24 protein-coding genes are annotated in these 22,169 nt (G+C 49.1%); 10 read left to right on the forward strand and 14 right to left on the reverse strand.

Features of this window, described 5'->3' with window-relative positions; translation table 11 throughout:
- Positions 1 to 4 precede the first annotated feature (4 nt).
- Positions 5 to 1,393 carry an SPFH domain-containing protein gene (locus tag D4L85_RS06745; protein WP_119753586.1) on the forward strand — a complete coding sequence of 463 codons (1,389 nt, stop codon included), beginning with the start codon at positions 5 to 7 and terminating at the stop codon, positions 1,391 to 1,393.
- An 80-nt stretch (positions 1,394 to 1,473) separates the two neighbouring features.
- Here the strand turns inward: D4L85_RS06745 and D4L85_RS06750 are convergent, their stop codons facing one another.
- Positions 1,474 to 2,355: a DMT family transporter gene (locus D4L85_RS06750; RefSeq protein WP_119753587.1), complete on the reverse strand. Its 882-nt coding sequence runs from the start codon at positions 2,353 to 2,355 to the stop codon at positions 1,474 to 1,476.
- Between the two features lie 98 nt (positions 2,356 to 2,453).
- Positions 2,454 to 3,449 (reverse strand): tRNA dihydrouridine synthase DusB, encoded by a 996-nt coding sequence (gene dusB, locus D4L85_RS06755; RefSeq protein WP_119753588.1) that lies wholly within the window; start codon positions 3,447 to 3,449, stop codon positions 2,454 to 2,456.
- 91 nt (positions 3,450 to 3,540) lie between these two features.
- On the opposite strand from dusB, the gene D4L85_RS06760 reads away from it, so the two are divergent.
- From D4L85_RS06760 to D4L85_RS06785, 7 genes are all read left to right on the forward strand, one after another.
- Complete coding sequence (locus tag D4L85_RS06760) at positions 3,541 to 4,449, forward strand: CPBP family intramembrane glutamic endopeptidase (RefSeq protein ID WP_160143575.1); 909 nt, start codon at positions 3,541 to 3,543, stop codon at positions 4,447 to 4,449.
- Between the two features lie 53 nt (positions 4,450 to 4,502).
- Positions 4,503 to 5,339, forward strand: coding sequence for a phosphatidate cytidylyltransferase (locus tag D4L85_RS06765; protein WP_119753590.1), 837 nt, complete (start codon positions 4,503 to 4,505; stop codon positions 5,337 to 5,339).
- A 214-nt stretch (positions 5,340 to 5,553) separates the two neighbouring features.
- Positions 5,554 to 7,338 (forward strand): PAS domain-containing protein, encoded by a 1,785-nt coding sequence (locus D4L85_RS06770; protein WP_160143576.1) that lies wholly within the window; start codon positions 5,554 to 5,556, stop codon positions 7,336 to 7,338.
- A complete protein-coding gene (locus tag D4L85_RS34345; RefSeq protein ID WP_160143577.1) occupies positions 7,335 to 7,604 on the forward strand; it encodes a hypothetical protein in 270 nt (89 codons plus the stop codon). Before D4L85_RS06770 ends, D4L85_RS34345 begins: the two co-directional genes overlap by 4 nt.
- Before the next feature lie 18 nt (positions 7,605 to 7,622).
- Positions 7,623 to 8,897, forward strand: coding sequence for a Glu/Leu/Phe/Val family dehydrogenase (locus D4L85_RS06775; protein WP_073141354.1), 1,275 nt, complete (start codon positions 7,623 to 7,625; stop codon positions 8,895 to 8,897).
- A gap of 90 nt (positions 8,898 to 8,987) precedes the next feature.
- Complete coding sequence (locus tag D4L85_RS06780) at positions 8,988 to 9,647, forward strand: phosphatidylserine decarboxylase family protein (RefSeq protein WP_119753592.1); 660 nt, start codon at positions 8,988 to 8,990, stop codon at positions 9,645 to 9,647.
- Positions 9,648 to 9,893: 246 nt separating this feature from the next.
- Positions 9,894 to 11,027 (forward strand): fatty acid desaturase family protein, encoded by a 1,134-nt coding sequence (locus tag D4L85_RS06785; RefSeq protein ID WP_119753593.1) that lies wholly within the window; start codon positions 9,894 to 9,896, stop codon positions 11,025 to 11,027.
- Between the two features lie 138 nt (positions 11,028 to 11,165).
- Here the strand turns inward: D4L85_RS06785 and D4L85_RS06790 are convergent, their stop codons facing one another.
- The 8 genes from D4L85_RS06790 to D4L85_RS06820 all read right to left on the reverse strand — a co-directional run bounded on the left by D4L85_RS06790 (position 11,166) and on the right by D4L85_RS06820 (position 16,065).
- Positions 11,166 to 11,558, reverse strand: coding sequence for a hypothetical protein (locus tag D4L85_RS06790; protein ID WP_119753594.1), 393 nt, complete (start codon positions 11,556 to 11,558; stop codon positions 11,166 to 11,168).
- Positions 11,559 to 11,715: 157 nt separating this feature from the next.
- Positions 11,716 to 11,985, reverse strand: a complete 270-nt coding sequence (locus tag D4L85_RS34350) for a hypothetical protein (RefSeq protein ID WP_160143578.1) — start codon at positions 11,983 to 11,985, stop codon at positions 11,716 to 11,718.
- A gap of 89 nt (positions 11,986 to 12,074) precedes the next feature.
- Positions 12,075 to 12,692 (reverse strand): hypothetical protein, encoded by a 618-nt coding sequence (locus D4L85_RS06795; protein WP_119753595.1) that lies wholly within the window; start codon positions 12,690 to 12,692, stop codon positions 12,075 to 12,077.
- A 59-nt stretch (positions 12,693 to 12,751) separates the two neighbouring features.
- Entirely contained in the window at positions 12,752 to 13,471 is a 720-nt protein-coding gene (locus D4L85_RS06800) for a hypothetical protein (protein WP_119753596.1), read from the reverse strand.
- Positions 13,472 to 13,530: 59 nt separating this feature from the next.
- Positions 13,531 to 13,941, reverse strand: coding sequence for an NTF2 fold immunity protein (locus D4L85_RS06805; RefSeq protein ID WP_119753597.1), 411 nt, complete (start codon positions 13,939 to 13,941; stop codon positions 13,531 to 13,533).
- Between the two features lie 46 nt (positions 13,942 to 13,987).
- The gene (locus tag D4L85_RS06810; RefSeq protein WP_119753598.1) at positions 13,988 to 14,608 is read right to left on the reverse strand and encodes a hypothetical protein; all 621 of its coding nucleotides are present in this window, start codon (positions 14,606 to 14,608) and stop codon (positions 13,988 to 13,990) included.
- Between the two features lie 52 nt (positions 14,609 to 14,660).
- Positions 14,661 to 15,419, reverse strand: a complete 759-nt coding sequence (locus D4L85_RS06815; RefSeq protein WP_119753599.1) for a DUF4262 domain-containing protein — start codon at positions 15,417 to 15,419, stop codon at positions 14,661 to 14,663.
- 79 nt (positions 15,420 to 15,498) lie between these two features.
- On the reverse strand, positions 15,499 to 16,065 hold the full coding sequence (locus tag D4L85_RS06820; protein ID WP_119753600.1) for a hypothetical protein: 567 nt from the start codon (positions 16,063 to 16,065) through the stop codon (positions 15,499 to 15,501).
- Between the two features lie 239 nt (positions 16,066 to 16,304).
- On the opposite strand from D4L85_RS06820, the gene D4L85_RS06825 reads away from it, so the two are divergent.
- A complete protein-coding gene (locus D4L85_RS06825; protein ID WP_119753601.1) occupies positions 16,305 to 17,117 on the forward strand; it encodes a class I SAM-dependent methyltransferase in 813 nt (270 codons plus the stop codon).
- A 44-nt stretch (positions 17,118 to 17,161) separates the two neighbouring features.
- Here D4L85_RS06825 and D4L85_RS06830 read toward each other — a convergent pair whose 3' ends face one another.
- From D4L85_RS06830 to D4L85_RS06845, 4 genes are all read right to left on the reverse strand, one after another.
- A complete protein-coding gene (locus tag D4L85_RS06830) occupies positions 17,162 to 19,036 on the reverse strand; it encodes an STN and carboxypeptidase regulatory-like domain-containing protein (protein ID WP_160143579.1) in 1,875 nt (624 codons plus the stop codon).
- Positions 19,037 to 19,043: 7 nt separating this feature from the next.
- Positions 19,044 to 20,051: a FecR domain-containing protein gene (locus tag D4L85_RS06835; protein WP_119753604.1), complete on the reverse strand. Its 1,008-nt coding sequence runs from the start codon at positions 20,049 to 20,051 to the stop codon at positions 19,044 to 19,046.
- 4 nt (positions 20,052 to 20,055) lie between these two features.
- The gene (locus D4L85_RS06840) at positions 20,056 to 20,571 is read right to left on the reverse strand and encodes an RNA polymerase sigma-70 factor (RefSeq protein WP_236849098.1); all 516 of its coding nucleotides are present in this window, start codon (positions 20,569 to 20,571) and stop codon (positions 20,056 to 20,058) included.
- A gap of 207 nt (positions 20,572 to 20,778) precedes the next feature.
- Complete coding sequence (locus tag D4L85_RS06845; protein ID WP_119753607.1) at positions 20,779 to 21,372, reverse strand: hypothetical protein; 594 nt, start codon at positions 21,370 to 21,372, stop codon at positions 20,779 to 20,781.
- Positions 21,373 to 21,494: 122 nt separating this feature from the next.
- Between D4L85_RS06845 and D4L85_RS06850 the strand changes: the two genes are divergently transcribed.
- Positions 21,495 to 22,109 (forward strand): DUF4254 domain-containing protein, encoded by a 615-nt coding sequence (locus tag D4L85_RS06850; RefSeq protein WP_119753609.1) that lies wholly within the window; start codon positions 21,495 to 21,497, stop codon positions 22,107 to 22,109.
- The last annotated feature ends 60 nt before the right edge of the window (positions 22,110 to 22,169 follow it).

The raw sequence follows: 22,169 nt of genomic DNA on the forward strand, positions 1-22,169 counted from the left end.
ATCTATGCTTGGAGCATTGAGTTTTATCGGCATGTTGCTGATCCCGGCAATATTGATCGGCTATGTCTTTCGCAATCGGTTCACGATCGGACCGCTCACCCTTCTAAAAGATTTCAAAACCACGATGATTTTGTTGGTGGTGGCGGTTGTTCTGGCGATGAGCAACTCGTTGTTTTTCTATTCCCGTTTCGGGCACCAATATTATTTGGTGTATCCCACGGGCGGATGGAACACGGTGTCGTCGTCGGGCATTAAGTTCCGTTGGTTTGCCACCATCCAGGAATGGCAAAAAGAGATCGACATCAAAGTAGTAGGCGAGGGCGACCCGACGGAAGGCATCGAAGGTGTGATCACCGACAAAGTAACGTTCGAGCTACCCAACAGCCGCGGTGAAGAAAAGACGCAAGTCATTCCCGGCATCGCCATCACTTTTATCGATCGCGTGGGTGCGGCTGTGCAGATCTCGGTGCGTATGAAAGTGCCGGAAGATCCCGAGAGATTCCGCGCATTGGCGGAATCGTTTCGTAATCCGGCCAACCTGATCAACAACACGCTGATCCCCACCATCAAGGAACAGATCAGCAATACCGGCTACATGTTTGCCGCGCAGGATTATATTTCTGGTGCCGCCACCGATTTCCGCCAGGCTATCGACGACCAGCTGAAATATGGCGGGTACTCCACGGAGCGCCGCGAGTTTTATGACACCATCTATTCGACCATCCAGGATGGCGGTCCGCGCACGATCAAGGAGATCAACACGCGCTATCGCATCATCAAGAAGACCGACAAAGATGGCAAGCTCATCCGCATTCCGCATGAGATCACCAAGAACAGCATCGCGGTAACGCAAGTGATCGTGGACGAAGTGTTTCCCGAGCCCGCCTTCAAAAAGCGCCTCGAAGCCCAGCGCGACATCTCAGCGCAAAAGCGCATCGAAATGGAAAAGATCGAAACCGCACGCGCCGAGCAGCAACGCATCATCGCCGAAGGTGAACGCGACAAAGCCAAAGAGCGTGTAGACCAGGAGAAAGAGCAAGTGAAACAACTCATCGCCATCGAAACGCAGTTGAAACAGGAGAACACGCGCAAACAATTGGCCGAGATCGCCCTGCAGACCGCGCGCCTCGAATCGGAACAAAATCTGGTTCGCGAACGTGCACAGTCGGAAGCCAACCGCTTGAAGGTGGCCGCAGGTCTTACGCCGCAAGAGCGCGCACAAATCCAAAAAGAGATCGCCATCGGTGTGGCCGAGAAACTTGGTGCGATGCAGTTTCCGCAAGTGTACATCGAAGGCGGTGGCAAAGATGGCAAGAGCAACCTCGGCTTGATCGAGGCGTTGCTGGGCGCGGAGATGGCGAAGTCTATGATCCCGGCGTTGAAGGATAAGTAGTGTGACAATAAAAATAAAAAACGAGAGGCTGCCTTAACAGGGCAGTCTCTTTTTTTTGGATGGAAGTGACCCGCTGTGCCTTACTTCTTCCGATTTGCCAGGTACACCCCACCCACTATGGCAGCCATCCCGATGAAGTGTCCTGCCTGAAGTTGCTCACCATCCAGCAAGCCCCACATCACGATCACGATGGGCATCAGGTAGGTGACGGAGCTGGCGAACATCGGCGTGCTGATCTTCACGAGCTGATTGAACAAGATCGTCGCCACCGCGGTGCTCATCAATCCTAGCAACGCAATAAATCCCAACGCGCGCCAGGCGCCCTCCACAACCTCCAGCTTATGCGGCACGTCGGTGAACGCAATGAGGTAGATGAATGCCAACGGCCCCACCAACATCAACGACACGCTGGTGATGGTGAGCGAGCCCAGGTCGGGGATTTTGAATTTGATGAGGTTGAGGTTCGACCCGTAAAAGAAACAGGCCAACACAATCAACAACGCAAATGCGTTGAAGCCCGTGATGCTTCCTCCCGATCGCGACAGGCTCAGCATCACCGTTCCGGCAAATCCCAACAAGATGCCCACAATGGCCAGCGGTTTGAAGCGCAGTCGAAACACGACGGCACCGATGAGCATGGTGAAGATGGGCGTGAGCGTGTTGAGGATCCCGGCGATGGAACTGGGCATTCGCGTTTGTGCTGTGGCAAACAGAAACGCGGGGATAAAGACACCCATCATGCCCGAGGCAAAAAGTTTCCAGTAGTCGTCGCGTTTTAGTTCGCGCACTTTGACGATCGCCATCGGCAGCAAGAACAGCGATGCGAACGCCACGCGGAGCGATCCCACTTCGTCGGGTGCAAAAGCTTTGAGCCCTTGTTTGATGAGAATGAAGGATGTGCCCCAAATGAGCGAGAGGATGCCTAATAATAAAAAGGCCTTTGAGCGCGGATTGTTATTCATGGAAATGGTGGATCAAAAAAAATACGAGAGCAACTGTGGATCGTCTTCACCCAAAAGTGGCGGGTTCCGGTTCCCCGTCAAACCTGATTCTTGCTTTGTTAGGCCGTGACCAGCGAAGTGGAATAGGCTTCGATCACCTCATCCAAAATGGCCATCACTTCGGCTTCTGTTTCCACTTCCACGAGACGCGTGCGAAAAGGTTTGAAATCCGGTACGCCTTTGAAATAGTTTGAATAGTGGCGGCGCATTTCGAAGATGCCCAACCGGTCGCCTTTCCAGCGCACGGAAAATTCCAGGTGTTTTTTGGTGGCCCGTACACGCTCGGCCATGCCGGGAGCGCTCAGGGTTTCGCCGGTTTTGAAAAAATGTTTGATCTCGTTGAAGATCCAGGGATAGCCAATGGCGGCGCGGCCGATCATGATGCCGTCTACGCCAAACCGGTTGCGATATTCCAGGGCTTTTTGTGGCGTGTCCACGTCGCCGTTGCCAAAGATGGGGATGTGCATGCGCGGGTTGTTCTTGATCTCGGCGATCAAAGTCCAGTCCGCTTCGCCTTTGTACATCTGCACGCGCGTGCGGCCGTGGATGGTGAGGGCTTTGATGCCGATATCCTGGAGCCGTTCGGCTACTTCTACGATGTTCTTGGTTTTATCATCCCAGCCCAACCGGGTTTTCACGGTCACGGGCAGGTGGGTGCATTTCACGATCTCGGCCGTCATTTGCACCATCTTGGGGATGTCCTGGAGCAAGGCGGCCCCGGCACCGCGGCAAGCCACGGCTTTCACGGGACAGCCGTAGTTGATGTCGATCAGGTCGGGGTTGGCGGCCGTGGCGATCTCGGCCGAGCCCACCATGTTGCCGATGTCGCCGCCAAAGAGCTGGATGCCGATGGGACGTTCGTATTCAAAAATGTCGAGTTTCTGGCGGCTTTTGGCCGCATCGCGGATGAGGCCTTCCGACGAGATAAATTCCGTATACATCAGGTCGGCCCCTCCTTCCTTGCACACAGCACGGAACGGCGGGTCGCTCACATCCTCCATGGGCGCCAGCAAAAGGGGGAATTCGCCCAATTCTATTTGACCTATTTTTACCATCTTTGGCGCAAAGATAATCAGGAAATATTCAATGTTCGATCCCCGCCTGCTGGTTTCCAATCGCCCTCCTTTTCTGTCATTGTGTCTGGTTATGGCTACGGTTTTTATCGGGTTTGCCGTGGTAGGCCCGCTGCTGGGTCTTGCCGTGGCATCATCTTTCTATGATGGCAACCTGGCAACGGACCTTCTCGACGGTGCCGGCCAGCCGGGCTATTTCACGGCGGTGATGGTGGTGCAGGGCATTGCCACCTTCGTGGGATTGATGGTGTTTCCGGTCCTTCACATCACGCAACTGGAACATAAACCATTGCAACCTTTTTTCCCTGTTCAACCTAAACTGGGGCAAGTGCTGTTGGGTGTCACGTTGTTGGGGTTGGCCTTCGTCATCGCGATGTCGCCGGTGGTGGAGTGGAACAGCCAGATCCATTTTCCTGCTGCCTTGAAAGCGTTTGAAGCCTGGGCGCGTGAAAAAGAAGAGATGGCCGCCAAGCTTACCGAGACGCTCACGCAGTTCGAGTCTGCCGGACAAATGCTGATCGCCTTGCTGGTCATCGCCATCTTGCCCGCCATCGGCGAGGAGCTGGTGTTCCGGGGCATGATCCAGCGGGAATTTTGGCGCGCCACCAAGAATGTTCATGTCGCCATCTGGACGTCGGCCTTTCTGTTCAGCGCCATTCACCTGCAGTTCTTTGGTTTCATCCCGCGGCTGCTGCTGGGGGCACTGTTTGGCTATCTCTATTACTGGTCCAATAATTTGCTGGTCCCCATGTTCGCCCATTTTTTCAACAACGGTTTTGCCGTAGTGGCCATGTACCTCAACCAGCAGAACGTGACCGACCTCAATGTGGAAGACAATACTTCGGCGCCCTGGCCTTATGTGGCAATCGCCCTCGCGGCCACCGTGGGATTGCTTTATTTTGTATGGAAACACTATCGCGAAAATCCCCCTGCCGTCGAAGATTTTCATTCGCCTTCAGCCCTGCCCGATGGAGACCTTTAGTTTAACGTTTGTAAATTGCACATTTGCCATATTTCGCTAACCGACTTCGTATCGTGACCAACTCGCTCTCCAAATACAGTAACCTTACCCAACGCATCATCGCGGGCCTGTTGGGCTCGGCCGGCATCATCGCAGCGATCTGCTTTAGTCCATGGACCTATTGCCTGGTGTTTTTTATCATCTGCCTGTTCTCGCTGCTGGAGTTCTACAAACTGGCCGGACTCGATGGCGTGGTCCCTCAAAAGGTGTTTGGCACCTTCTGCGGGGTAGCCATTTACATGCTTTCCTTTTTTATCGAAAAGGGCGACATCTCCTACCGGTATTATTTTCTGATCTTCCCGATCGTGTCGTGTGTATACATGATCAAGCTCTATAAAAAATTCGAGCGCAAGCCGTTCACCAATATTGCCTTCACTTTTCTCGGCATTTTTTATGTAGGCGTACCGTTCGCATTGCTCAACGTGGCGGTGTTTGTGGATGGTGCCTACAATTATGAGATCATCTTTGGCTGTCTCTTCATCTTGTGGGCCAGCGACACGGGGGCCTATTTTGCAGGAACATTTTTTGGCAAGCGAAAACTTTTCGAGCGCATCTCGCCAAAGAAATCGTGGGAAGGTTTTTTTGGTGGCGCTTTGCTGGCGCTGGCGTTTGTGTTTGGTATCGCCCACTACTTTCATACGCTTACGCAAATGCAGTGGGTCATCGTGGGGTTGATCATTATTATCGGCGGGACGTTCGGCGACCTGGTAGAGTCGTTGCTGAAACGCAGCATCGAGATCAAAGACTCCGGCGACAGCATCCCGGGACACGGCGGCTTCCTCGACCGCTTTGATGGGTTGTATATTTGTGCACCGTTCATTGTGGCCTATCTGGAGATCGTGCGGGCGTAGAACGTTGTCTTTATTCGCGAGCGATCCTTTCACGCCATCGCAGGATCTTTCCTATTCGGCTTCTAAATTCATTTCGCGTCGCAGGATCATTCTATTTCCTGCGCAACGCGCTCCCGCCCACTCTGACGATTATTTCGACACGCTTTCTTTTACCATAGGGTGAAAGGTTTTGATGGTTTTTTGTCGTAATATTTCCTCATTAAATCCTTCGCTCATGGAGAATGCGTTCTTTGTCAACAAGACTCCTTTTATAAAAGGCCGTCTTGCTCTCGCCCTATCCGTTGCTTTGCTCTTTTCAATCGTTGCCGTATACCAGCTTTCCACGCAAGTGTCGCCCTGGACGACGCTTCATGCGAAGGCACCACTCGTGCTGTTGCTGGAAATGCTCCCCGTATGGCTCATCCTTTTTCTGTTGTTTGCCACCAGCAAGCATTTCTACGACCGACGCCAGCAACAGGAAACTGAAACCAAAGATCACTTCGTAAAAAATGTTTCGGACATCATCCAAAAGATCAAATCCGGAGAATATAATGCTGACCGCGATGTGACGGGCGAACTCCTGCTGGACACTTCCCTCAGCGAGATCTACAAGAAATTCAAGACCGATGCCGACAACGAACGCCACCGCAGCTGGGGCAATGAGGGGCTGGCCAGGTTTCGTGAGATCATGGGTTCCCACACGGAAATAAAAGCCCTGACCGATGCGTTCATCGCGCAGCTCATTCAATATGTCGACGCCAACCAAGGCGGCGTATTCATTCTGAACGCCGATCGCCACCTGGAGCTCTCCGCCTGCTATGCATTCGAACGAAAAAAATATTTGACAAAAACCGTTCTCCCCGGCGAAGGTTTGGTGGGCCAATGCTTCCTGGAAGGACATTCCATTTATCTCACCAAGGTGCCCGACGATTACATCAACATCACCTCCGGCCTGGGCGCCGCCAATCCACAGTGCATTCTCCTGGTGCCCCTGAAAGTGAAAGAAGAAACGTTGGGCGTGATCGAATTGGCTGCGTTCAAGCCCTTCAAAAAATATAAACTCGACCTCATCGAAAAAGCCGCCGAAGCCCTGGCGCAAAGCATCTCTACCGTGCGCGTGAGCGAAGACACCAAAAAATTGCTCGACAAATCCCTGAGCCGCGAGCGCGAAATGAAAGACCAGGAAGAGCGCATGCGTCAGAACATGGAGGAGCTTTATGTTACCCAGGAAGACATGCGCAAGGTGAACCTGGAAATGGAAGAGCTTTTCAAAGCCATCAACACGCTCACCGCCACGGCCGAGCTGAACCTCCAGGGCAACCTCATCAAGTTGAACGACCGTCTCCTCCAAACCCTGCGTTTCACCGCGCAGGATCTCTATGGAAAGTCGTTCGACAGCCTGCTCACACCCGACGACCAGAATGTCCAAACGTTTGCCAATGCCTGGCGGGCGGTACAGGGTGGAAATTCCGCCGAGCACGTGTTCACCTTCCACGATTCGCAAAAGAATCAACATTGGTTGCGCACCGGCTTCTACCCGCTGCAGGGCAACGCCGGTGTTGAGCGCATCCTGGTTTTTATCAACGACATCACCGAGATCAAGAACAAGGAGACCGAACTCGACAAGCTGAACGTTGCCATGGACGCCACGCGCAAAATGCTGATCCGCATCCTCAACGAGATCCCGCTCAAGGTCTTCCTCAAACAATACAATGGAAAATTCTTTGTGGTCAACGACGCCGTGTCGCGCTTTCACGGATTCGATTCCCCCGAAGGACTCATCGGCAAATCGGACTTCGATTTTTACAGTGCCAAAGATGCCTCCGACTGGCTGGAGGCCGAGCACCAGATCATCGCCACCGGGCGAACCGAATACATTCACCCCGATGGCGGAAAAATATTGCACACCATAAAGATGCCCTTCCACATCGATCCGTTAAATGAGATGGGAATCCTCGGCCTCCAGGCCGATGTGACCGAGTTGGAGACCCTGCGAAAAGAGAAAACGGACCGTGCATGAGAAAAGAAGCTGTAAACAAAATTTTCCACCACCGTTCCGGCCATCGGCAGAACAAAAATTCAATCCTTCAACGGATCACAAAATCTTGTAGCCCGCGGGTAGTTCCGGGACAAAACAAGCCTTGGTTTTTCCATCAAAAAGTCGGGGAAGAAATGAATTTAATTAACTTTGCAACCGTTTTCGGAAATGAATTTGATCTCCCCGTTCATCGTTCAGAAAAAAGACAAAACTCCGCACCAAAAAATAATCTAACTTCTCTATCGTAAACGCTCACCCCATTTTTTATGGCATACATTGAACCGGCCCCGCTGAAAGACAAAGAGAATCCTTTTGAAGCCATGATGTCCAGATTCCAGGTAGCATCGCAGCTCCTGGGTCTCGAAGAAGAGATCTATAACGTATTGAAAAATCCGGCCCGGCAGGTGATCGTCTCCCTGCCCGTGACCATGGACGACGGCACGATAAAAGTATTCGAAGGCTACCGCGTCATCCATTCCACCATCTTGGGCCCCTCCAAGGGTGGCATCCGGTTCGACCCCGCAGTGAACCTCGACGAGGTGAAGGCCCTGGCCGCATGGATGACCTGGAAGTGCGCCGTAGTGGACATCCCTTATGGCGGTGCCAAAGGCGGCGTGACTTGCAACCCGCGCGAGATGTCGGCCGGCGAAATCGAGCGCCTCATGCGCGCCTACACCCAGGCAATGGCCAGCGTGTTTGGCCCCGACAAAGACATTCCCGCACCCGACATGGGTACCGGCCCCCGTGAAATGGCCTGGTTGATGGACCAATATTCCCGTATCCAGGGCATGACCACCCACGCGGTAGTAACGGGCAAGCCGCTGGTAATGGGCGGGTCGCTAGGACGCACGGAAGCCACCGGCCGCGGTGTGATGGTTTCGGCCATGGCGGCCATGGAGAAAATGAAGATCAACCCCTACAAAGCTACTTGCGCCGTGCAGGGCTTTGGCAACGTGGGCTCGTGGGCCGCACGCCTGCTACACGAACGCGGTCTGCTGGTGCAGTCGGTGAGCGACCTCTCCGGTGCTTACTACAACGCCAATGGCATCGACATCATGAAGGCCATCGAATACCGCGACAATAAAAAAGGCTCGCTCGATGGTTTTGAAGGCGCCGAAAAGATCAGCAACAACGACCTGCTCACCTTGCCGGTCGACCTGCTGGTGCCCGCCGCCACCGAAGACGTGATCACCAGCTCTAACGCTCCCAATATCAAAGCAAAACTGATCGTGGAAGGCGCCAACGGCCCCACGTCGTCGCGCGCCGACAGCATCATCAATGAAAAAGGCATTGTGGTGGTGCCCGACATTCTCGCCAACGCCGGCGGGGTAACGGTTTCCTATTTCGAATGGGTGCAAAACCGCCTCGGCTACAAGTGGACGGCCGACCGCGTGAACCGCCGCTCGGACCGGATCATGAAAGATGCCTTCACCAATGTTTACAAAACCGCCCAGGATTACAAGGTGCCCCTGCGCATCGCGGCCTATATGGTGGCCATCGACAAAGTGTCGAAAACATACAAGTTCCGCGGCGGCTACTAGTTGGTGCGATTCCCAATTTAGCCTTAACTTTACGAGCAAGCTTTTAACAGGCTTGCTCATTTTTTTAAAGATCATTTAACCAGACCGATCATGACGATACACCGCGAAGGCCGTACTTTACTTTTTGTCCTCTTGTTGATTCTTTTCGCCCTGAATTGGGCAGTGGCCTACTACATGCCCGGCAACGCGGCGGTGCAAAACACAGTGATCGGCGTCAGCATTATCTTCTATCTCATCATCCTTCAGTTCTTCCGCATCCCCCTCTTCAAGGTACAGCAGAACGAAAACCAAGTGCTGGCACCGGCCGACGGCAAAGTGGTGGTGATCGAAGAGACCGAGGAGACCGAATATCTGAAAGGCAGGAGAAAGCAGGTGTCCATTTTCATGTCGCCGGTGAACGTGCACATCAATCGCATGCCCGTGGGCGGCATCATCAGCTATTTTGCCTACCATCCCGGCAAATACCTCGTGGCCTGGCACCCCAAATCCAGCACGGAAAACGAACGGACCACCGTGGTAGTGAAAATGAAAGACGGCGTGGAGATCCTCTTCCGCCAGATCGCCGGCGCACTCGCCCGCCGCATCAAGTGGTATGTGAAACAAGATCAGCAGCTGCAGCAGGGCGACGAATTCGGGTTCATCAAATTCGGCTCCCGCGTCGACATTTATCTTCCGTTGGACGCAAAGGTCACGGTGAAGATCGGCGATGTTACAAAGGGTGGCAAGACGGTGCTGGCCGAGCTAAAATAATTTCGCTTCCCGGACTATTCGCACCGATGTAAGATGTGAGCATTTACTACACGGAACCTGTACAATTTCAGGTGTATTTTTACCGTTGTATCGATGCATTGCAGACCCTTGATTTCCCCAAAGTAGCTCGTAGAAATTTAAGTGATGGCCTAACACTCGTTTATCCTTTTATTCTCGCTACTTTTAAAACTCCATTGTTCTGTTATTCATCCGCAAAGACTCAAGACAAAAGATCCATAACAACACATGAGAACTGCCAACAGCATCAGATTTTCATCTAACCGGGCCGATTTTTTCTCCACCCTGAACCGCCGCGTAAACGACTATTTCAAAAGCAATAACATTAGCCGTTATGCCAATGCGGAAATGAAAGTGAAGACGGTTTTCATGTATGCGCTCTATTTTGTTCCCTACGTTCTGTTACTTACCGGTACCGTTGTCAACGGCTGGGGTATGTGGGGGTTGGCCGCCATCATGGGTTTTGGCATCGCGGGCATCGGCCTGTCGGTTATGCACGATGCGAACCACGGCGCCTATTCCAACAAGGGGTGGGTGAACAACCTGATGGGCTATTCGCTGAATGTGATCGGCGCCGGCGCCTTTAACTGGAAAGTGCAACACAACGTGCTGCACCATACCTATACGAACATTCACGATGTGGACGAAGACATCAGCCCGCGCGGCATTCTCCGCATGACGCCGCACAGCGCCTATAAAGCCATCCACAAGTTCCAATACCTCTATGCCTGGTTCTTCTATGGATTGATGACCATCGTTTGGGTATTCCATAAAGACTTCGCCCGCCTCACCCGTTATCAAAAAGACGGTATGGTGAAAAAACAGAAGGCCAATGTAGTGGCCGAGTGGGTCATCCTGGTCGCGACGAAAACGATCTACTTCGTTTATATCCTGGTCATTCCCATGGTGGTGATGGACATCACCTGGTGGCAGTGGCTGATCGGCTTCACCACCGCACATTACATCGCAGGCTTCATCCTGGCCGTTATCTTCCAGCCGGCTCACGTGATCGACGGATCGGAATTTCCGCTGCCCGATGATGAAGGCAACATGGAGAACTCCTGGGCTATACACCAATTGCATACCACCACGAATTTTGCCAACAAGAATCGTCTTCTATCCTGGTATGTAGGTGGTTTGAATTTCCAGGTGGAGCATCACCTGTTCCCGAATGTTTGCCATGTTCACTACCGGCATATCTCTAAGATCGTAAAGGCAACTGCCGAGGAGTTTGGACTGCCTTACAAAGCAGAGCCAACGTTTCGGGGAGCGTTGTTGGGTCATGCTAAATTGCTGAAGGACTTGGGTAAGCGTCCGGTACCCGCAGCGGAACCGGCGTTTGCGATTGCGAATGCGCAATAAGAAAATTGGAAATCAAAAATTAAAGTGTTGCCATAGGGCTTTTTGAAACTAATCCATTCGTCGTGCCCAAAACGTCGAATGAAGAACAAAAACTTAAAGCTGATTTCATCACGTCATCGTCGCAAAACCATTCTGCCGCTATTCATTTTGTAATCGATTAAGTCTTTCTTCGTAAGCCTTTACGTGATGCGGAAATTCGTCTTCGTAAAATGGATAAGCGATCCCGAAAATCGTCAGCTCAGACGGATAGGTGTTGGTCGCAAATACATCACCATCAAGTCCCCTTATTTCATTCCCTTTATCGTCCGCTACTTTTAAATTCGGTATTGCACAACAAATCATTTTATCATCAGCATAGTCCGTAAAGGTTATTTTATTTGTTTCACAGTAAGATTTGAAAAAATCGTAGGGAGTCGCGATGTCGATAAAGCTAATTTCTCCAAAGACAACACCCATAGGCGGGTCACCGTATTCAAGTTTGGTCGTCCCAATTTTCTTGTCGTCCAGTAATATATTGTAAATTTTGTCCATGCAATTTTAAATAATTACAAATCTGAAGATTCAATCATATTTTAGAGTTATCTCCACTTTTCTTAATTCCCAGCAACCTAAACAGTCAGCTTTCGCGAGTGAAGCATTCATGATGATTATCAAAAGAAAGTTAGATGCTCTCATGTTGTTCGTGGAATTAGTGATAAACCTTTGATCTCAGTTTTGCCCACAATAAAGTCAAAAGTCTTACTGCACCTCTGAAAATTAAATAGACCACAAAGCTCGCTACAAGAATTACGATCACTAAAATTGCCCATGTGACTGCAGGGGGATAAATTGTCGTGTGCCAACCGGGAAGAATTGAAAATGCGGCGTCGCTTGTTCCAAGTTTCACCGCCACATATCCAGCAAGAATTGTTAATAGTCCTGCCAACGCCAGCAATACGATTTTCTCTCCTTTACTCATCTGTCCTATCTCTGTTGTTCCTTGGGCGGTGGCTACGTCCGACAGTGCGCCATCAACGATCGGTTATCACAACTTCTTGTAAGGGGGCACTAATCGCTCTCAGCCATTTTATTAACCTTCGGTTGAATGATCCAAATACCAATCGGGTAAAACCAAATCATAAAAAATTCTCCTACGAAGTCCGAAAACGTAGTTTCCCGCTGAAGCTCAACTGTCTTAAATGTCTTGGCTACAAAATAATTACAGTAAAAAATACAGAACATTACAAAAAAATGCAAAGGAAAAATAATCCCTATCATACTTCCTATGAGCCCAATATTGGGTTTGCCGCCGTTCTCGATCATGACAGGCAAAGCGCTCATCATCATCGAAATACCGACGGAGAACAATAGCAGGTAAACAATTGGAATAAAAAAGAAGATTTTAAACTTTGTCGTTTTCATTTTAACGCCAGCAGGAACCTTATCCTGAAGTCCCATAGCAATCGACCAAATCCAACCAAAAAGTGTTCCCATGAATAGGATCATCAGCACAGGAATGAATTTAAAGAAATTAAATATTTCAGATGGATCGGGAGGTTGCGTTCCACCAGCAATACTCGCAAACATTGTCCCCATCATAACAAATTGAAAAATCATCGGTATCCCAAAGGTCAGCAAGAACAAATGCCAATGTTTTGCTTTTAAAAATGTCTGTGTAATTGTCATGTGTTATCTTGATTGGTCTATTACAAAATTCCTACGCGCCCGGTGTTATGCATTGCTTTTCATATTGCAAACCCAATTTTGAAGAGAACTACTTTCTTCTTTCTCAGTTTGTCCTTCAATGCTTTGTACTCGGCTTGGACAGCATCCCACTTACGCTCTCTCATAAGTTTGCCTGCCTCGACTAAAAAATCATTCTTCAATTTCTCCAGGTCGGCCTGCTTGTATTCCTGAGAATAGCTTATCATCCAGTATTCGTCCGCGCTGTCACTTTGGCCATTTCCAAAGGCGATTGTCGCCAGTGGCCTGGTTTGAAGTAAATCAATCTCGGTTTTGTTCAACTCTGTAATTACCGTAGGGTAAATGCCATTCCAGTAATACCCCTCCTTTTCATCTGCAACATCGCAATTATTACAGACCGTATAGGAAACTACTTTGGCTTCTTTGATTTCTTTCTTTGGAATCCTCATGCTCTCGTCAGCAGCATCAAAGTGAAACTCACATTTTTCCCTCCCGTAGTTTGTCGTTGGGAATTTAAGTTGTCTTATGTTTTTAAAAACATATAAAGTGTCGGACCGGATGATTTTGTTTAAGTAGTCAAGGAACGAAATGTCCTGAAATTGAAATTTCGTTTCGTAACTTCCGGCGTACACAAACCCCCTTATTTTTTGCCCACTCGTTAATTGAATGTCGACGTCATACTTAACGCAATTTCCAGCGTCGGAAAATGCTTTTTCAAAAAGCCCAAATGTTAATAGTAAAATTATATACGAGTGTCTCATAACGTCACCAAAGAATAACAGCACCACTAAATATTTACTTACCGACTCATAATGTGCAATCACTTATAATGTACAATGCTCATTACCTCAGCATTTCTCGAGTCCGGAATGATCTCAAATCCTCCGCCGGCGTCGTAACGCTTCGGTAGCGAACCTGATATAAACCAATAGTCATCTATTTTATGAACTCCGTAAGGTCTTTCACTCAAAATTTGCTCTTTTCCATATATCTCAAACAATATGGGTTCGACAATTTTTACCGCGGTCTCACCTGTAGTTATTAGAATCCTGGTCTGATGAACCTTTGCCCGAGACGTTTTGCTCGTGTCCATCACGACCTCTTTAACTCTTTTTTCCGCAAACTCAACTGGAAGACCAACCCGCCATGGAGCTTTGTGATAATTGACGGTCGCTGTAAGTCCAAGAGCAAAGATTAGCCCGAAAATATATAGTTTATAGTTCACTTTCATTTCTTGCGCTATAGCATCCTCCGTTTTTCAATTCTACTTGTTGCCCTCACGCAAGTCTTTCGAGTCGCCCATCCGTAATTTCAAATTTATCAAGGTCAAACTTCTGCAGTAGGTCCCATTTATCTTTCCCTTTAATTTTCTTTATGGGCTTTATCCGGTGACCGTGGCAATAGGTCTCCAAAAGAACAATTTGTCCGGCGACACTTCTACCTTCCACAATTTCGAAGTCCGAATTTGGAAATTTCTTGGTGGGGTAAAAATCCTGTCCTCCGAAGCTTAGAATTCTATCAGCCTCGATTTGAAATAAATAGTACACACCTTCATCCTCCTCTTCCGCCAGTTCATAATACTCAGTTGCCTTCACTTGGACGGACGTCACCAGGTTTTTCTCCTTAAGGCTTTCAATGCCCTTCAATTCCTTGTCGAAAGGCAACCTACTTTCGAAGTAGCTCCAGAGCCCAATGGCTATGAAGATAAAAACCGCTATAACCACCACCAACCAAAGCGCACGGTCAACATACATGCTCGCAACTGTTCCCGTGACTAAGCAAGCGATTGTCCAGAGGATTATAAATCTCGTCAGGCGAGATTTTCTCCTGGCAATGTCCTTTATGTTCTTGTTAAGCGCCTTGATTTCTCGCTCGCTTAATTGTCTCTCAACTATCAAAGCTCAATTTTTTTAAGCACGATATCATATACATCTATTGATCGCTGTTGGGTTAGTCCACTTGCTTTTCAATCTTGCTACGTGTCCATTGTGCGCCAATAGCGTCTCGCTCTGCAGCCTCTCCATAGTCAAGATTAAATACCTCATTGAGAGTCTTGTCACGCAGAATCATTTGCTCCAGTGCCACAATCTTTATGTCTTCTGGCATCTGGTCGCCTGTGAGAAATTGCCAGTCTCCGTCAGTGTCGTGAACTACCCGAAGAATAGGTTTTCGAAGCTCCAGCCATTGTCTTGTCGTGAAAGTTGCTAAGTTCTTCGCCTCTCTAAATTTGAAATCAATGTTTCTGTCCAGCAAAGGCTGTCTGTGAACAAATTCCGTTTCAAAGCCAGCGTCCCAAGGCAAGCGATCCGATCTGTCTGTCCAAACTAATTGTAAAGCCGGGAATGTTCTATGGTCATTATACCAAAGCCCATATCCAAAGTGATCTTTTAAATATCCTTCGTGAACGTTAATGAATTGAGCCCTACCGTTATCAAAAAAATCATCGTAGTCAAGTGAGGTCTGAATGATATCGCCAGACTTAACTTTGTCGCCTGCTATATTGAGAATGGTCCCTAGCGTCTCTGTTTTGAAGCCAAAAGAAATTATCTCGGGGTGTCTAAAGGTTTTCCAAAGCCCAATGGTGTAGGCAAACGAAGGCAAATAGTCGGTCGCGTGAAATAGTGCTACATACCAACCATATTTTTCAACAATCTCCTTAATTGATTTCTCAGCTTCTTTATCGTGTTGTTTGTGTTCTTCCTTTGTCATGTTAGACCAAACGTAATCTTTAAAACTAAACTACAGACTTAAACTGAGTTGAGCTCTTTGTTAGCGAGTCCCTCATGCGCTATAGCTTTAACAAATCAACCTCCCTCCAAACTGTCCTTTTGCCCTTTTGCTCATTGTCAATGTTTGTCATCTGTAAAAGATAATTACCGAATGTGTCCGGCATATACTTATCAAGATGTCTCCTGGTCATTTCTTTTTTTACTTCCTTATAAGTCCGGCCGTCTTTTATAAATGTCATAAACTCCTTTATCAATTTCACATCGCCCCTGGTCTTTAGTTTTAAATCCATATTATAGATTGACTTAATTGGGGGAATTTGATAGTAGTCCAGGTCTGCCAGCCAATCTGGATTTTTCCTTAGTGTCTGATTTAAAATCTTCAGTTTCTCTTTGCCCAACGGTTTGACAAAAAAATCACTGCACGAATCGTGCCCGAGCGCTTTTTTGAAGTTGCTATTCAGAAGTCGTTTAGAAACGACAAATTTGTCGGGCCACTCGTCTCCAATTTTTCTATCCTCCTCATCAACGATGTCAAGTTCGTCATAGTAACGTGTAATAATCTTCTCTACTCTATGAATTCCTTTTGAATAAGAAGTTACCCAGTCTCCTATTTTGATCCTTTTCATCACTTTTTTTAAAACGTGGCTGCTAGCAATTGTCTAAACTTACATGTTCATTTCAAATACATATGTTTTTTTGCTGGTCTAGTTGCGTTAGCCAATATCCACGAAATTTCACGGATCTCAAAATTGTTTATTCGCATTACAATTCGAATTCACATCATCGCTGAACAAAAAACGCATAGTCAATGCCGGGCGTGTAACTTTGAGGATTAGTTAGCCGTAATGTCTAGAACCAGAGCCCAATGGAAAGAGATAAAATCAAACAATTCTATTCCCACGAAATCGAAAAATCCCGATTGGAGCTTGAGGCCTTTAAACTCGAGGGGCTCAGAACCAAGGAAATCATAAGCAGATTTCTGTCAAAAGACAAAATGCGCATTGCCGACATCGGGGGAGGTGCCGGCTACTATGCCTTTTGGCTCCAGGAAAAAGGACATGAAGTCAGCTTGGTAGATCTATCTCCAAAGAATATCGAATTGGTCAACCAGCATTCCAGAAATACGGGCATACAACTCACGCGTTCCGAACTCGGCGATGCCACGGATTTGAATTTCGAAAACGAACAATTTGACTTAGTCCTTTTGTTAGGACCGCTTTATCATTTGACCGACAAAAAAGAACGGGTTAAAGCACTATCCGAAGCAAAGCGAATCCTTAAACCTGGCGGCGTCCTTTTGGCAGCCGTCATTTCAAGATATGCCTCTTTGCTTGACGGGTTTAGGAGAGATTTAATTACCAATGATCATTTTGAAAAAATGCTCATCGACGATTTAAAAACGGGTATTCATTTAAACGAAACAGATAATTTAGAATACTTCACCACAGCCTTTCTTCACACGCCGTCAGAAATAAAAAGCGAGATCATGGAAAGTGGACTGAAGTTTGAAAACCTGGTGGCCATTGAGAGTTTTGGATGGTTCATAGACGATATAAAAACAAAATCCAAAGACTCAACTTACATGAACAAATTGCAAAAGATCTTAAACCTGGTAGAAACCAATGAAGATATCATGGCGATAAGTCCCCACATCATGGCCATCGCACGCAACGAATAAGGAATAAAGTATTTCAGGACGGACGGCGGACCGTTAGGTCTTCCCTACAAAAACCTCAACCCAATCTTCCCACCCAACCACATCTTCATGTTCATGCCGTTGTTGTAGGTGTGATCATAAAAAATGTTTGGCGTATAATCCGTAAACAACTCAGGATAGTTCGAATATTTTGTATCGGTCACATAACCGTTCAGCGTCACGCCCACCACTAAGGCGATCCTCCGCACAGGTTCCATCTCCACACCGACAAAAACCTTGTTGATCATGTTCACCCCCTCGATCGTGTTGCCTTTCAACACTTGATTCGATGTGAGGTCCACGTTCAGACTCAACCAACGGTTCAGCCGGGGCGCGGTGCCCACGCCATAGCCAAACGTCCACGTGGTTTCTTCGCTTTTAAACGTGTTGGGCTTTGCACCAGCCGTGAAGATGTTGTAGAACTGACGCACGCCCGTGCGAAAGGCTACGTTAGTATAAAAAATCTCGTCGGCCGAGAACTCGATCTTGTGATAGCCTTTCAACACGAAGCTGAACAACCCGATAGGCACCCCGTGAATGGTGTCCGAGATATTGACCAAACCAATTTGTGCTCCCTTGACGCGGGTAGCATAATTCAACAACCCCGACACTTGCGCGCCCTCCACCGTGGAACCGGCCACATTGAGAAGACCCGCTACTTGCGCTCCCTTGGAGTCACGCGCCGCAAAATTCAAAAGGCCCGCAAGCTGCGCGCCATTCATTTTACCACCTGAAAAATTCAACAATCCAGCAACTTGCGCTGGCCCGGCATCGTGGGTGGAAAAATTAAAAAGTCCGGCTAAGTGCGGACCTTTCTGTTCTCCTATTGTCATGTTCCCTAACCCTGCCAGGTGCCAGCCATACGATTGTCGATGGGTGTAGTTGAACAACCCTGCGGCCGAAAACTTCCCCGACGAATTGTTGTCGGCATTGATGAGCCCGGCAAACTGGACGCCGGCCACCGAATCTTTCACCGCGTTGATCAATCCCGCCATTTGGACCCCCTTCACGCGCCCACCGACAGCGTTCAGCGCGCCGGCGAGTTGCCAGCCTTTTACATCGCCGCGGTCTATATTGAAGATCCCCCCTAACTCAAACTTGTTCACCCCCTTGGCAATACCCCCAAAAATGTTGTAGGAATAGTCGTTCACCACGCTGGCGCTCAGCTTGTGGTTGGTTCCCACAAAAGGCACGAGCGAAAATTGCTGTTTGCGATACAGCGTGTCGCTCACGTTGGCGGTGTTGATGGACTGCATGATCTTGGTCTCCCAAAACCGCTTGAGTTTTCCTTTCACGCTGTCGGCCAGTGTCCGCATCTTTTGTTTGTCGATGTGAAGGGGAATCTTCAACAGGCCGTTCTTGTCGGTCACGGCCACCAGGGTGTCGGTGTAGTTGGCTTTGTTTACGGCCAGGATCAGGTTGGGCGAGGGCTTGTCGATCTTGATCTCGAAATAACCATACGAGTCGGTGATCGTCGAGTTGAGCGAAACCGGGTCATACACGCTCACATTCTTCAGGCGCTGGCCCGTGGCCTCGTCCATTACATAGCCGGTATAGAAACGTGCGTCTTTGTTGGACGAACTGGTGGCGGCCTTGGTGAGGATGATATACTTGTTCCGGGCCTTGTATTGGATGGTCCCCTGAAAGATCTTATCCAATACCTCACGCACCGTTGTGGTCGTGAAACTCATCGTGATGAGCCGGTTCGAATTGATCAGTGCGGAGTTGTAGGAAAACGTGAAGCCGCCTTCGCGTGCGATTTTTCGCAGCGCCATGTCGAGGGGCTCTTGATTAAACGAGACGGTGATGGTCCTTTCCAACAGGGCCCGCGATCCTTGCGCGCGCATCAACAGGGGCATCGACAAAAGGAAGAGTACGGCGATGCATGTCGTTCCTTTCAAAAAATGCTTACGGATTCGCACAACCAGATCCCTCCAAAATGATTTGTCCACCCGCCTCTTTTGCCGTCAGGCCCAACGTCTCGGTAATCACATCCACGATCGCATCCAGGTTCTCGTTGTTGAAAGAAACGGTGAGTCTGCAATTTTTTATATTCTCGCCCAGCACGATCTTCCGGTCATACACGCCGTTCAACGCCATGGCTACCGTAGCCAGGTCGGTGTCGCTGAAGCTGAAGAATTTCGTTTTATAGGAAAGTACGTTATCTTCGGGTTGATCGATGGTGAACTTTTTGGTCCGCTTATTATAGACGCCTTTGCCGTTGGCGCGCAGATAAACGCCCGAATCTTTATCGGTATAGAACATCACTTCACCCTCCTCTACCACCACCTCCACAATTTCAGAATCCGGGTAGGCTTTCACGTTAAAGGCCGTGCCGATGTCGCGGACGTAGACGTCGGCGATCTGTACCACAAAGGTTTTATCGTCTTCGTGGTGGATGTTGAAGTAGGCCTCGCCCTTGAGCTTCACGGTGTGGGTCTTCTTTTTCTTATCGTAAGCGTAAGTGAGCTTCGTTTCGCGGTTCAGGAACACATCGCTGCCATCGGGCAACGTGTCGGATGTGGTCGACCGGTTGGTGGCCACCTCCACGGGTGGGGTAGTGCTCGGGGTGAGGAAGGTATAAGCAAACCATCCCACGCCCAATACGACGAGTATGCTGGCGGCCACGCGCCAATATACGGCCATGCTGGAGCGGCTGCGGAGAGGAACAACGTTGTCCTTGGCCGGGTGCTTCATGGAATGTTTCAGCTTATTCCATGCGGCATCCGTGTCAAACGCCTGGTATTCCTTCACTGTGGCAGCTTTCTGGAAAATAGTTTTGAGTTGGTCGAAGTAGCGTTGATTGCTTTCGTCTGCTTTGGCCCACGACTCCACAAAGGCAATTTCCTCTGCGCCGGCCTCTCCCGCCAGGTATTTTCCAATCAGGTCATCAATATCGTTGAGGTTAGTATTCAAGTCTTTAGTTTAAAAATCCGTTCATCAGCACGATCAGCAGGGGAAGATAGTCCTTCAGTTGGTCGCGCATGATCTTCAATGCTTTTCCCATTTGATTTTCCACCGTTTTGATGGAAATATTCAGTTGCTCGGCGATCTCCGAGTATTTCAATTCTTCGAAGCGGCTCAATTTGAACACCAGCCGGCATTGTTCCGGCAGTTTGTCCATGGCCTTATATATTTTGGTTTCCAGTTCCGACGCCATCACCGTGCGGGTAACCGATTCCACGCTCCGCTCGGCCACGGCCATTTCCATGGTCACGTGTTGCTGCTTGATCTTTTCGTGTTTCAGTACGTTGAGGCTGGCGTTGCGCACCATGGCGTAGAGATAAGGTTTCACGCCGGTGTGGATGGAGAGATTATCGCGTTTTTCCCAGACGTTGAGAAAGGTGGATTGAACAATTTCCTCGGCTTCGTCGCGGTCCTGGACGAAGGTGTATGCGTAGTTGCAGAGGGGTTGGTAGTAGGTTCGGAATAGCATCTCAAAGGCAGTTATATCTCCTGATTTCAGCGTTGTTATAAGCTGGTCTACCGATATCTCCACTGCGTTTGGTTATGTTATCAGCGAAATTTACGGCTTTGCGGCTTCGGGGTTATGACAATTGGGAAAAGATTTACCCCTATGACTGAAAAAAGATTTTCACCCGAAGCCCAAAACAAGCCAAAATCGCCATTCTGAACCGCCGTTTTAGGGCTCTTCCCCCACCCAAAAGAGCTGCTGGGAGCGAATACTGACCAACCCAGGCCGGTGGTTTACCAGGAGTTCATTTTCCACCGTCAGTCCCTGCAGGTCAAGCACCTGGGACGGCATGCTTTTACGGAAATGCAGACGGACGCCGTCAGGGTACCATTTCTCAAACTGACCTGACGGAATGGCCGACCATTTCAGGTTTTCCTGGAGGATGCATACCTGGAGACGGGGAGAAAATTTTGCGGCCTCCTCAAATGCCTCGTCTGCCGTGGATAAAATATTGACCGCGGTTTGGCCCTGGTCGCTGAGCAACGAAAGTCCTTTAGTTAAAAAAGATTCTCCCCTCAGCAATTCCGCTATCGTTACCGGGGCTTGTCCGGAGAGAATTTGTGCAGCGTGTTGCGCTTGCCCGGGCATCGACAGTGCGACGTCGATTTTTATGCCCCATTCCTGCACGTGCTCCAGGGCATTTTCGGCCACCAAAACCAGGGGCGCCCATTCCAACAACGGTGCGGCAAGGGCGAAGGGCAACGCATCCAACACAAACAATGCGGGCTCCTGCCCTTCTTTTACAAAATGATGCGACGACATGGCAATGTGTGGGCCAGATTTGTTTTTATATACGATTCTCTTCCTAACTTCATGGCGGCAATTGACCCCCAGGGCGATTCCGCGCACAGCAATTTAATTAAATTGCAACCCTAAATTTCAATATGCTCTCATCTGCCGACAGCTATAAAGTTTTTCAACGCAGCATAGACGATTATCACGTGGCCGACAACGTGGACACACTGTCAAAAAACCCCTATCCCGCCAGCAGTTTCGAAGCTTTGCTGTATGCTAAAAACTGGATCGACACGGTGCAATGGCACCTGGAAGACATCATTCGCCTTCCGGATATCAATCCCGTGGAAGGCATCGCCATCAAGCGGCGCATCGACAAATCAAACCAGGACCGCACCGACCTTGTGGAAAAGATCGACGACTATTTCCTGGAACAGTTCCGGAATGTAACGCCCGCCCCACAGGCCCGCATCAATTCCGAAACACCGGCCTGGTTGCTCGACCGCATGAGCATCCTCATGCTGAAGATCTATCACATGAGAGAACAAACCGAGCGGAAAGACGCCACACCGGAGCACATTGGCAAAACCAAGACCAAGCTCAACGTGTTATTAGAACAACAACACGACATGGCCCTGGCGTTCGACGAAATGATGGAAGACATCGGCTCGGGCAAACGCCGTTTCAAAGTCTATCGCCAAATGAAAATGTATAACGATGCATCGCTCAACCCGATGTTGTATGCCAATAAGAATGTTTCTTAGCGAACTAATGTTTTACAACTAACCGATATTACATTCCGGACGTGGCCTTAAAAAAGATAC

It is taken from the genome of Chryseolinea soli (assembly GCF_003589925.1).
Classification (GTDB): Bacteria; Bacteroidota; Bacteroidia; order Cytophagales; family Cyclobacteriaceae; genus Chryseolinea; species Chryseolinea soli.